Here is a 12570-nt window from a genome sequence, read left to right as displayed (position 1 = left end):
GCGCAGGGCAAAAGATACCCGCGGCGCGGTAAACGACCGTGTTTTATCGAGTAACTGAGGCCCGGATCGTTCAATAAAACTTACAGGAGGTTGATCAAGCAGACGTTTGCACGGGGCGCAAGGCAGGGTATTTCAAGGGGGTTGACCAGGGCTTTATGCACCTCTGGATAGGCGACAAGGCATCCTCAACGATTGCTGTTGAGCAATGCCATCCATCAATGGGCTGCCGGTTAACGCAAGGGGGCAGAAATCTGCCGTTAACCGGCCAGCACTAAGGCTATAACCCTTTGATCAGCGCTCGCAGACCGAAACGGTTTGGCAGGCAGGCTTCGGCCACAACCCGTGGCAGGGGCAGAGGCTCATTGTTGATCCAGGCCGCCAGTAGTTCACCGGACAGCGGCGCGGTAATCAGCCCTCGGGAACCGTGGCCGCTGTTGATATACAAGCCTGCGAGCCAGGGGCAGGACGTGTCTGGCACCTGGCGGGCATCCTTGCGCAAAACGGCATAGGCACTTGCAAACTGCTCCGGGTCCGTCAGTGGGCCAACAATCGGCAAATAGTCCGGGCTGGTGCAACGAAAGGCAGCCCAACCCTGCAGGGTATGGGGATCGAGTTGCCCGTCACCGAGTCGATGGGCAAGGTCCGGGGATATTTCCTGTAGCAGGTCGAGGTTGCCCTGATGCCCCTCGGGGGTGGTGGTCAGGTCTTCGTTATGAAAGTCGAAACTGGCACCCAGCGTGTGCTCACCCAGGCGGCCGGGGGCCACATATCCTTCGGCACAGACCACCGTTTTAAGCACGGCGCTGTTCTGGGTTTCAACCAGCTGAGTGATTTGTCCTCGAATGCGCTTGAGCGGCAAGTCGCTGCTGGCCGGGAAACGCTTGACCTCTGCAGCACCGGCAAGAATTACCACCGGTGCTTGAGCCAGTAGTGTGTCGTCCTGACAGGCTTGCCACTGGTCATCGACCTTGTGCAGTTGCAACACCTCATGGTGCGTCAAGACCTGAACATTGGGGTGCAAGGTCTGGTAATGGCAAAGTGCGGGCGGGTTAACCCAGCCTCCCTCGGGATAGAACAGCCCGCCGTGAGCCAGTTCTATTCCGGCCAGCGCTTGTGCCTGGGGCTGATCCACCAGATGCACCAGCTCAGGTGGAAATGCCGCGGCCAGTTGGGCCTGGCGTTGGGCTTCCTTGGCATTGAAGCCCAATTGCAGAACGCCGCAATCATCCCAGTCACGCCCGCGTTGCAGGTGTTCCAGCAGGCGACGGGTGTAGCCGAATCCGCTGACAATCAACTGCGACAGGGTTGTACCGTGCGCCGACAGCTTGAGGTACAGCACGCCCTGTGGATTACCCGATGCTTCCTTGGCCAGCCGCTCATGGCGCTCCAGCAGAACCACCTGCCAACCGCGGCGGGCCAGGCTGTTGGCACTGGCGCAACCCGACAGGCCGCCACCAATGACCAACGCTTTGCGTGGGCCTTGTACCTGAGGCGGGCGGGCAAACCAGGGTTTGACGCCGGGTGTCGCGGTCACGCTGTCAGGCAACCCGACAAAAGTGCCGCGCAGGATTTCCCATTTATGACCGATCCCAGGCGTGCGGCGCATCTTGAAACCCGCTTCGTTCAGCGCCCGGCGCACCCAGCCGGTGCTGGTGAAGGTACTGATGGTGGACTCGGGAGCTGCCAGGCGCGCCAGTTGCGCGAACAGTTCGGGTGTCCACATCTCGGGGTTTTTTGCCGGAGCGAAGCCATCGAGAAACCAGGCGTCGACTTGCGCGTCCAGTTGCGGCAGTTGTTCCAGCACGTCACCGATCAATAACGTGAGGGTTACCCGGCCATTGTCCAGGCTCAGGGTCTGGAATCCCGGGTGAATCGCAAAGTAGGCCGCCAGCAACTGATCGCTGAATGGCGTCAGTTCGGGCCACAGGGCGAGGGCCCGCTGCAGGTCCTGGCGGGTGAGCGGGTACTTCTCGACACTGATGAAGTGCAGGCGGGCGTCGGGCCGTGCCGTTTGTTCAAACAACTGCCAGGCGCACAGAAAATTCAGGCCGGTGCCGAAACCGGTCTCGCCAATCACCAGCTGGGCATTGGCGGGCAAAGCCGCGAAACGCTCTGCGAGTGCGTTCTGCTCGATAAAGACATAACGGGTTTCTTCCAGGCCGGACTTGTCCGAAAAGTACACGTCATCAAACACCCGCGAATGGGGGCGACCTTGGTCATCCCAGTCAATCTGGGCATTGGGCATTTCAGTAGTCATGTGCGGCTCGGCAACGTTAAGGCGGCCATTCTAGCGGATCAGCAGCGGTGCGACTGATCCATGACAGTTTTGTGAGTGTTGTTCCTACACGTTTAGACGCAATCCGCTAGGCTTGTGAAATCTTGCCAGGGAGCTTTCTATGTTCGAATCCGCTGAAATCGGTCATGCCATCGATAAAGAAACCTACGACAGGGAAGTTCCCGCCTTACGCGAAGCGTTGCTTGAAGCTCAATACGATCTCCACCAGCAGAAGCGCTCGGCTGTCATCGTGTTGATCAATGGTATTGAAGGCGCCGGCAAAGGCGAGACGGTCAAGCTGTTGAGTGAGTGGATGGATCCGCGGCTGATTGAAGTGCGAACCTTTGATCAGCAAACCGATGAAGAGTTGGCGCACCCGCCCGCCTGGCGCTACTGGCGCCAGTTACCGGCCAAAGGTCGCATGGGGGTGTTCTTCGGTAACTGGTACAGCCAGATGCTGCAGGGCCGGGTTCATGGTCGTTTCAAGGATGCCGTGCTCGATCAGGCCATCAATGGCGCGGAACGTCTGGAAAAAATGCTGTGCAACGAAGGGGCGGTGATTTTCAAGTTCTGGTTCCATTTGTCCAAGAAACAGATGAAAGCCCGTCTCAAGGCACTCAAGGATGACCCGTTGCATAGCTGGCGTATCAGTCCACTGGATTGGCAACAGTCAGAAACCTACGATCGCTTCGTACGGTTTGGCGAGCGTGTGATTCGTCGAACCAGCCGTGACTACGCGCCCTGGAACATCGTTGAGGGTGTCGATCCGTATTACCGCAGCCTGACAGTGGGCAAGATTCTGCTTGAGGGTCTGCAAGCCGCGCTGAATGAACCCAAAACAAAAGTGCGCGCCACCCATGTCGCGCCGTTGACTGAAACCCAGGACGGTTTGAGCCTGCTCGACTGCCTGGATATGACCCAGCATCTGGAAAAAGACGATTATCAGGAACAGTTGATCACCGAGCAGGCACGCTTGTCGGGATTGATGCGCGACAAGCGGATGCGTCGTCATGCGCTGGTATCGGTGTTTGAAGGCAACGATGCGGCAGGCAAGGGCGGATCGATCAAGCGCGTGGCGGCGGCGCTTGACCCGCGTCAGTACAATATCGTGCCGATTGCTGCGCCTTCTGAAGATGAGCGCGCACAGCCCTACTTGTGGCGCTTCTGGCGACAGATTCCGGGGCGCGGCAAGTTCACGATCTTTGATCGCTCATGGTATGGGCGGGTACTGGTGGAGCGGGTCGAAGGCTTTTGCACCCCGGCTGACTGGATGCGCGCCTATGGTGAGATCAATGACTTCGAGGAGCAGTTGCGTGCTGCGGGCGTGATTGTCGTCAAGTTCTGGCTGGCGATTGATAAAGATGTCCAGCTTGAGCGTTTTCATGAGCGTGAAGAAATCCCGTTCAAGCGCTTCAAAATCACCGAGGAAGACTGGCGCAACCGCGAGAAGTGGGATGTGTATCGCAAGGCAGTGTGCGACATGGTTGACCGCACCAGCACCGAGATTTCCTCCTGGACACTGGTTGAAGCCAATGACAAGCGCTGGGCGCGGGTCAAAGTGTTGCGCACGATCAACGAGGCGCTGGAAGCCGCATTCGAGAAGAGCGACAAGAAGCGCAAGAAGTAGTCGCTGCCGAAGGCTGCGAAGGGGGGCGAAGCCCCCCGTTTTCTTGATGCCCCTGCAAGTCCCTCCCAGCCTTCGGCAGCGGCTACAGGGCGACGTTTCAGTGCTTGCCAGCACCCAGCATGTTTTCCGGGCGTACCCACTGATCGAACTCGGCATCGGTCAGATAGCCCAGCGCCAATGCCGCTTCGCGCAGGGTCAGTCCTTCGGCGTAGGCTTTTTTGGCAATCTCGGCCGACTTGTCGTAGCCAATGTGCGGGTTGAGCGCTGTCACCAGCATCAAGCCGCGCTCCAGATGCTCGGCCATTTTTTCGGCGTCGGCTTCAAGGCCGGTGACGCAGTGTTTTTGGAAGTTGACGCAACCGTCCCCCAGCAACTGAATCGACTGCAGCAGGTTGTGAATGATCACCGGTTTGTAGACGTTCAGCTGCAGGTGCCCCTGGCTTGCAGCAAAGCCGATGGTCACGTCATTGCCCATCACCTGGCAGGCCAGCATCGACAGGGCTTCGCACTGGGTCGGGTTGACCTTGCCCGGCATGATCGAGCTGCCCGGCTCATTGGCTGGCAGCTTGATCTCGGCCAACCCGGCACGCGGGCCAGAACCCAGCAAGCGGAAGTCATTGGCCAGTTTCATCAGGGTAACGGCCAGGGTTTTGAGTGCGCCGGAGAGGGTGGTCAGGGGTTCGTGCCCCGCCAGTGCAGCAAACTTGTTTGGCGCCGTGATAAATGGCAACCCGGACAATGCGGCGATCTCAGCGGCAATCGCTTCGGCAAAGCCGTGTGGCGCGTTGAGTCCGGTCCCTACCGCCGTGCCCCCTTGCGCCAGTTCATACACCGCCAGAATGGCTGAGCGTATGGCTTGCTCGGCGTAATCGAGTTGGGCGATATAGGCTGAAAGCTCCTGGCCAAAGGTAATGGGTGTGGCGTCCATCATGTGGGTGCGGCCGGTTTTAACCAGTTTCATGTGCCGCGCCGACAACTCGGCCAGTCCGCCTGACAGCTCGCTGATCGCGGGCAGCAAATGCTCGTGTACCGCTTTGGCGGTGGCGATATGCATGGCGGTCGGGAAGCAGTCATTGGAGCTTTGTGAACGGTTGACGTGGTCATTGGGGTGGACCGGGGATTTGCCGCCCCGGCCTTTGCCGGCCAGCTCGTTGGCGCGTCCGGCGATCACTTCGTTGGCGTTCATGTTGCTTTGCGTGCCGCTGCCGGTTTGCCAGACGACCAGCGGGAACTGGTCGTCGTGCTCACCGTCGAGTACTTCATCGGCGGCCTGTTCGATCAGGCGGGCGATGTCGGCGGGCAGGTCGCCGTTGCGGTTATTGACCCGGGCAGCGGCTTTCTTGATCAGCACCAGGGCGTGCAACACGGCCAGGGGCATCTTTTCGTTGCCGATGGCGAAATTGATCAGCGATCGTTGAGTCTGAGCGCCCCAATAAGCCTCATCGGCCACACTTACTTCACCCAGGCTGTCGGTTTCGATACGGCTCATCGGCTCTTTCTCCTATAGGTCTGACCAGACAGCTTAGGCGCTGGTTTGCACCGGGGGTTCAATCTGATGTTTTTAATGCTTTTGGTCAGATGATGAGAACGTCTATCAGACTCGGGGTTGAGTGACACACTTTATTAGGCGCAGAATGACCGCCCTTGGGGTTCAACCTCGCTTGCTAGAAAAGGAAACTCGATGACCCGTCTTCGCGCCATCTGTACAGCGGTTGCTCTGGTTTGCGCCAGCGGCCAGGTTTTCGCCGATGCAGCTAGCCACGCTGCCAGTGCTGAAACGTTCCTGAAACTGGCACATGCCGATAAGCTGGGTACCCCGGTGTATATGCAAGTGCAGCAAATGTTCGCTCAGCGTTTCGAGCAAACCAAAGCGCCAGCCTCCAAGAAAGCCCTGCTGGAAACCTACCAGGCCAAAGCCAACACCGCTCTGGACCAGGCCATCGGCTGGAATAAACTCAAGCCGGACATGGTCAAGCTGTACACCACCAACTTCACCGAATCCGAGCTCAAGGACCTGGTAGCGTTCTACCAGTCTCCACTGGGCAAGAAAGTCCTGGAAAAAATGCCGCAGCTGACCCAGCAATCGGCACAAATGACCCAGGCCAAACTGGAAAGCGCAGTGCCGGTCGTCAACAAGCTGTTGGCCGACATGACCGCCGAGCTGGAGCCAGCAGCGGCCCCGGCCAAGAAGAAGTAAGCGGAGCCTGAATGGACATGCAGCAACGTATCGAATCGACGCTCAGCGCGTTGCAACCTGAGCACCTGAGTGTGCTGGATGAAAGCCACATGCACAGTCGCGGGTTGCAGACCCACTTCAAGGCGGTGGTGGTCAGCGAGCAGTTCGCCGGGCTCAACAGCGTCAAGCGTCACCAGAAGGTCTATGCCACCCTGGGTGACCTGATGGGCGAGTTCCATGCGCTGGCCCTGCACACGTACACGCCTGAGGAATGGGCAAAAATCGGCACGGCCCCGGCATCGCCGACCTGTGCTGGCGGTGGGCACTGAGTTGGTGTAATACACCTGCTTTTTGCTAGAATCCGCAGCGCGCCGCTTAGCCGGCGCGTTTTTTTTGCATCCGGTTCACCCTTTGCGAGGGTAGCCACCTGGAGAGAAACACGATGACCGCGCCAATTGTTGTAGCTGCACTGTACAAATTCGTCACCCTTGAAGATTACGTTGAACTGCGTGAACCGCTGCTCAATGCCATGGTCGCCAACGGCATCAAGGGCACCCTGCTGATTGCCGAAGAGGGCATCAACGGCACGGTTTCCGGAACTCGTGAAGGCATTGACGGGCTGATGGCCTGGCTCAAGAACGATCCGCGCATGGTCGATATCGACCACAAAGAATCCTACTGCGATGACCAGCCGTTCTATCGGACCAAGGTCAAGCTCAAGAAAGAGATCGTTACCCTTGGCGTTGAAGGCGTAGACCCGAACAAGAAAGTCGGAACCTATGTCGACCCCGAGAACTGGAATGCGCTGATCAGCGATCCAGAGGTGTTGCTGATTGACACCCGCAACGACTACGAAGTCTCGATCGGTACGTTTGAAGGTGCCATTGACCCGAAGACCACCAGCTTTCGCGAATTTCCTGACTACATCAAAGCCAATTTCGACCCGGCCAAGCACAAAAAAGTCGCGATGTTCTGCACCGGTGGCATTCGTTGTGAAAAAGCGTCGAGCTACATGCTCAGCCAGGGTTTTGACGAGGTTTACCACCTTAAAGGCGGAATCCTGAAGTACCTCGAAGAAGTGCCGCAGGAAGAAACCAAATGGCAGGGCGACTGCTTCGTATTCGATAACCGCGTCACCGTGCGCCATGACCTGAGTGCCGGTGAGTACGACCAGTGCCATGCCTGCCGCACGCCGATCAGCATCGCGGATCGTGAGTCCGAGCACTATCAGCCCGGCATCAGTTGCCCCCATTGCTGGGACACGCTGAGCGAGAAAACCCGTCGCAGCGCAATTGATCGGCAAAAGCAGATCGACCTGGCCAAGGAACGTAACCAGCCGCACCCGATTGGCCACAACTACCGTAAAGCTGCCGAGGCCTGATATGACAGCGCGCCTGCTCTATGTGATGGACCCTATGTGCTCCTGGTGCTGGGGCTTTTCGCCCATCGCCGAAGCGCTGGTTGAGCAGGCGCAGGCCGCAGGCGTCGAGTTGCACCTGGTGGTGGGTGGATTGCGCACTGGCAGTGGCTCGGCGCTTGAGCCCGCCACGCGACGCTACATCCTTGAGCATTGGCAGGCGGTCACAGAAGCTACCGGGCAAACCTTCAATTTCGACGGTGCCTTGCCGGACGGTTTTGTGTATGACACCGAACCTGCCTGCCGGGCTGTGGTGGCGGCACGCAGTCTTGCGCCCGATTGCGCCTGGCGGCTGGTCAAGCTGATTCAGCAGGCCTTTTATGTGCAAGGGCGCGATGTCACCCAGGCCAGTGTGCTGGTTGAGCTCGCTGAAACGGCAGGGGTGCCGCGTATCGAGTTTGCTGCCGCCTTTGACTCGGCCGAACAACATACGGCCACGGGTGCCGATTTTACCTGGGTACAAGACCTGGGAATTGCCGGTTTTCCGACGTTGCTCGCCGAGCGTAACGGTCAACTGGCCTTGCTGACCAATGGCTATCAGCCACTTGAGCCATTGTCTGACCTGCTTGCCCGTTGGCTTGAACGCGCTACGCGTGTTTGACCCTTCTGCGGTGCAGTCCTCGCCCTCGTCCCCTGTGACGGATCGCCTGACCTGGGCTGAAATTCGTCGCCTGGCCTTGCGCCATAAAAAAGCACTGTGGATTGCCAACGGCGTGGCCGTGCTGGCTACGCTGTGCAGCGTCCCCATCCCGTTGCTACTGCCCTTGCTGGTGGACGAAGTGTTGCTGGGCAACGGTGATGCAGCGCTGAAAGTCATGAACCACTGGCTACCGACAGCCTGGCAAAGTGCAGCGGGCTACATTGGCCTCATGCTGGCCATTACTTTGATGCTGCGCTGTGGGGCATTGCTGTTTAACGTCCTGCAGGCCCGTCTGTTTTCACGCCTGGCCAAGGACATCGTGTTTCGCATTCGCTTACGCCTGATTGAGCGTTTGAAGCGAATATCCCTGGCTGAGTATGAAAACCTGGGCAGTGGCACGGTGACCACCCATCTGGTCACCGATCTCGAAACCCTCGACAAGTTTGTCGGCGAAACCTTGAGCCGGTTTTTGGTGGCCATGCTCACGCTGGTGGGAACTTCGGCGATTTTGCTATGGATGCACTGGCAACTGGCTCTGCTGATCTTGCTGTTCAACCCGCTGGTGATCTACGCCACGGTGCAATTGGGCAAGCGGGTCAAGCATCTGAAAAAACTCGAAAACGACAGTACGGCGCGTTTCACTCAAGCATTGACCGAGACACTGGACGCGATTCAAGAGGTCCGTGCGGGTAACCGCCAGGGCTTTTTCCTCGGTCGTCTGGGGTTGCGTGCGCGGGAAGTCCGGGACTTTGCCGTGGCTTCGCAATGGAAGAGCGATGCTTCAAATCGTGCCAGCGGGTTGTTGTTCCAGTTTGGCATCGATATTTTTCGCGCCGCTGCGATGCTCACGGTGCTGTTTTCGGATTTGTCCATTGGCCAGATGCTCGCCGTGTTCAGCTACCTGTGGTTCATGATCGGGCCCGTCGAGCAGTTGCTTAACTTGCAATATGCGTTCTACGCCGCCGACGGTGCCGTGACGAGAATCAACCAGTTACTGGCACGCAGCGACGAGCCGCAATACCCCGCAGGTGTTAATCCGTTTCTGGGCCGCCAGACCGTGGGTATCGAGGTGCGCGACCTGAGTTTCAGCTATGGCGATGAAAAGGTACTGGATCATCTGAACCTGACCATTGCTCCGGGCGAAAAGGTGGCCATCGTGGGCACCAGTGGCGGGGGCAAAAGCACGTTGGTGCAACTGTTGCTCGGGCTGTATACGCCGCAGTCGGGGAGCATCCACTTTGCAGGTGCGAGCCAGCCAGAAATCGGTTTGCAGACCATTCGCGAGCATGTCGCGGTGGTGCTGCAACATCCCTCGTTGTTCAACGATACCGTGCGCGCCAATCTCACAATGGGCCGTGAGCGAACGGATGAGGCGTGCTGGCATGCCCTGGAAATCGCCCAGCTCGACGGCACCATTCGCACGCTCCCCCAAGGGTTGGACAGTATTGTCGGGCGTTCAGGCGTGCGATTGTCGGGTGGTCAGCGCCAGCGTCTGGCCATTGCACGGATGGTGCTGGCCGAACCCAAGGTCGTGATCCTGGATGAGGCGACCAGCGCCCTGGATGCGGCCACCGAATACAACTTGCATCACGCTTTGGGAAAATTCTTGAGCGGGCGTACCACTTTAATCATCGCTCATCGTTTGTCTGCGGTGAAACAGGCAGACAGAGTGCTGGTGTTTGATGGTGGGTGCATTGCTGAAGAAGGCGGTCACCAGCAATTGATTGCAGAGGGAGGGCTTTACGCCAAGCTCTACGGGCATCTTCAACAAACTTGATACAAGCGGTTGTCTTTAAAGGGCAGGGGGCTGCCCAGGTTCGGGTTTTTTGTCGGTTTCGGGCAACACGCACTGCTCAGGTTTTTGAAAATTGGCCTAGGCTGATTTGTAGTGAGATTTTCTCTCTGGTTTTCATCCGACGCCATGAAGCAAGGAAACTCATGAAATCAAAACGCCCCCATGGGACACCACGCTTGCTGGGCATTGTTTGGCCCTTTATTGCCGTCGTGCTTTTCCAGGCGCTATTGGGGTGTGTGAGTCTGTATATGCTCTCTGCAGTGCGCAGTTATGTAGGGGGCGAAAGTTTGTGGTCCAAGGGCCAGAAAGATGCCATCTACTTCCTCCACTTGTATTCCGATACTCAAAATCCGCTTTACTTCAGCAAATATCAGCAGGCTATAAGTGTCCCCCAGGGCGGCCACAAGCTGCGGCTTGCGATGGATCAATCTCCCCCTGATGTAGCCTCTGCCCGAGAAGGTATTTTGCAAGGCGGTAACAGTGAGCAAGATGCTTCCAGCATCATTTGGTTCTACCGCTACTTCCGTAACGTCAGTTATATGAAAACGGCCATTGAGAAGTGGACCCTGGGAGATGCTTACCTCATTCAACTCGATGAGCTGGCTCAAGATATGCACCAGGCATTGCTTGGCGGCCCGGTCAGTGAAGTGGACGTCAAGCGCTGGGAAGACAATATCTTTGCCATCAATGAAGGTATTGCACCGGCGGCCAAGGCTTTCAGCGATGCCCTGGGTGAGGGGTCGCGTTTTATCTGGCAGTTGCTGGTCGCCATCAATTTAGCCACAGCCCTGGGGCTGATCCTTCTGGTGCTCAAGCGGACTCATAAAGTACTTGCTCAGAGTCGGGCATTTGCAGAAGCGCTTCAGCTGGAAAAAGAACGGGCACAAATCACGCTTCAGTCCATTGGCGACGGCGTCATAACGACCGACGTGAATGGTGCCATTGCCTACCTGAATCCGGCGGCCGAGCAACTGACCCAATGGAAGTCCGAGCAGGCACAAGGCGTCACCCTCGCGGCGCTGTTCAAGTTGCTCGACGACAATGATCAGGACGACGGCTTCAAGCTGATTGATCGTATTCTCAGCGGCCAGCTGGGTAACAGCCGCGAGCATTCCAGGCAGATTCAGCGAATGGATGGCAGTACCGTCGCGGTTACGCTGGTGGGTGCACCTATCCTCCACGGGGGGGAGGTGAGCGGTGCGGTGCTGGTGCTGCATGACATGACCCAGGAGCGTCAATACATCGCCAACCTGTCCTGGCAAGCCACCCACGACGGGCTAACCGGTTTGGCCAACCGCCGTGAGTTTGAATACCGCCTGGAGTTGGTGCTGAAGAATCTGGGCCGACAACAAGGCCGGCATGCACTGATGTTTCTCGATCTTGACCAGTTCAAGCTGGTCAATGATACCTGCGGCCACGCGGCAGGTGATGAGCTGTTACGACATATATGTGTGTTGCTGCGAGCCGGGTTGCGCGAAGGCGACACCCTGGCAAGATTGGGAGGGGATGAGTTCGGTATCCTGCTGGAAAACTGCCCGGTCGATATGGCAGAAAAAATAGCGGGAGGTTTGCGCCAGTCGGTGCAAAACCTGCATTTTGCCTGGAAGGGGCGACCGTTCATGAGCACCATCAGCATTGGCCTGGTACACATCCATCAACCCCCCGCGACCCTGGAAGGGTTGATGCGCGCTGCGGACATGGCCTGTTATATGGCCAAGGAGAAGGGCCGCAACCGGGTGCAGGTCTATCACGTGGATGACACCGAGCTTTCGTTGCGTTTTGGTGAAATGGCATGGGTGCAGCGTTTGCATGTGGCGCTGGAAGAAAACCATTTCAGCCTCTATGCACAAGAAATCACGCCCTTGGGGGAGGTGCAGGAAGGCGGCGGGCACATCGAGATTCTGCTGCGGTTGCAGGATGAAAGCGGGCGGATGATTTTTCCTGACAGTTTTATTCCCGCCGCCGAACGTTATGGGTTGATGAGCCTGATCGACCGCTGGGTAGTCGAAAATGTATTCAGGGTCATTTCCGAATGTTCAGCCCAGGCGGACGGACAGCCGATGGCAATGTGTGCCATCAACTTGTCAGGTTCGACCATTGGGGATGACGATTTCCTGGAGTTCTTGCATGAGCAATTTGATTTTTATGGCGTGTCGCCCAAACTGATCTGCTTTGAAATAACCGAAACCAGCGCCATTGCAAACTTGGGCAGTGCCATCCGATTTATTAATGATCTCAAGGCGTTGGGTTGTCATTTTTCGTTGGACGACTTTTGTGCCGGTATGTCGTCATTTGCATACTTGAAACATTTGCCCGTCGACTTTTTGAAAATTGATGGCAGTTTCGTCAAGGACATGCTGGATGATCCAATCAACCGGGCCATGGTTGAAGTTATTAATCATATTGGCCATGTCATGGGTAAACGCACCATTGCAGAGTTTGTTGAAAGCACGAAAATCGAGCAGGCGTTGATTGAAATCGGAGTTGATTATGCGCAGGGCTATATAGTTCAGCGTCCGCAGTTGTTTACCTTTGACAGTTTATTAAAGCGCCCTGTGCGATCCAGATCTTTGACATTGAAGTTGCCGGGAACTTTACGTTGAGGTGTTGTACAGTTTCTGAAGTCTCTTCTCAAAAAGG

At 57.2% G+C, this 12570-nt stretch carries 9 protein-coding genes; 7 read left to right on the top strand and 2 right to left on the bottom strand.

Going from position 1 to position 12570, the window contains the following annotated elements; all coding sequences use genetic code 11:
- Positions 1-277: 277 nt before the first annotated feature.
- Positions 278-2257 (bottom strand): bifunctional tRNA (5-methylaminomethyl-2-thiouridine)(34)-methyltransferase MnmD/FAD-dependent 5-carboxymethylaminomethyl-2-thiouridine(34) oxidoreductase MnmC, encoded by a 1980-nt coding sequence (gene mnmC / locus KO536_RS07135; protein ID WP_219261551.1) that lies wholly within the window; start codon positions 2255-2257, stop codon positions 278-280.
- Between the two features lie 139 nt (positions 2258-2396).
- Here mnmC and pap point away from each other — a divergent pair, with 139 nt between their 5' ends.
- Complete coding sequence (pap, locus tag KO536_RS07130) at positions 2397-3902, top strand: polyphosphate:AMP phosphotransferase (RefSeq protein ID WP_133077091.1); 1506 nt, start codon at positions 2397-2399, stop codon at positions 3900-3902.
- A gap of 97 nt (positions 3903-3999) precedes the next feature.
- Here the strand turns inward: pap and KO536_RS07125 are convergent, their stop codons facing one another.
- A complete protein-coding gene (locus KO536_RS07125) occupies positions 4000-5391 on the bottom strand; it encodes a class II fumarate hydratase (protein WP_133077092.1) in 1392 nt (463 codons plus the stop codon).
- Between the two features lie 192 nt (positions 5392-5583).
- Here KO536_RS07125 and KO536_RS07120 point away from each other — a divergent pair, with 192 nt between their 5' ends.
- The 6 genes from KO536_RS07120 to KO536_RS07095 all read left to right on the top strand — a co-directional run bounded on the left by KO536_RS07120 (position 5584) and on the right by KO536_RS07095 (position 12533).
- Positions 5584-6099, top strand: coding sequence for a DUF2059 domain-containing protein (locus KO536_RS07120; protein ID WP_095036428.1), 516 nt, complete (start codon positions 5584-5586; stop codon positions 6097-6099).
- A gap of 11 nt (positions 6100-6110) precedes the next feature.
- Complete coding sequence (locus KO536_RS07115; RefSeq protein WP_019826801.1) at positions 6111-6407, top strand: BolA family transcriptional regulator; 297 nt, start codon at positions 6111-6113, stop codon at positions 6405-6407.
- Between the two features lie 113 nt (positions 6408-6520).
- Entirely contained in the window at positions 6521-7459 is a 939-nt protein-coding gene (locus KO536_RS07110; protein WP_133077093.1) for a rhodanese-related sulfurtransferase, read from the top strand.
- Position 7460: 1 nt separating this feature from the next.
- Positions 7461-8096, top strand: coding sequence for a DsbA family protein (locus KO536_RS07105; protein WP_133077094.1), 636 nt, complete (start codon positions 7461-7463; stop codon positions 8094-8096).
- Between the two features lie 34 nt (positions 8097-8130).
- Positions 8131-9912, top strand: a complete 1782-nt coding sequence (locus tag KO536_RS07100) for an ABC transporter ATP-binding protein (RefSeq protein ID WP_219261611.1) — start codon at positions 8131-8133, stop codon at positions 9910-9912.
- 161 nt (positions 9913-10073) lie between these two features.
- Complete coding sequence (locus KO536_RS07095) at positions 10074-12533, top strand: EAL domain-containing protein (RefSeq protein ID WP_219261610.1); 2460 nt, start codon at positions 10074-10076, stop codon at positions 12531-12533.
- Positions 12534-12570: the final 37 nt, after the last annotated feature.

Source organism: Pseudomonas sp. NKUCC02_KPG (genome assembly GCF_019345465.1).
GTDB lineage: Bacteria > Pseudomonadota > Gammaproteobacteria > Pseudomonadales > Pseudomonadaceae > Aquipseudomonas.
Note: the sequence above shows the minus strand (reverse complement) of the source record. Positions and strands in the feature narration are given on the sequence as shown.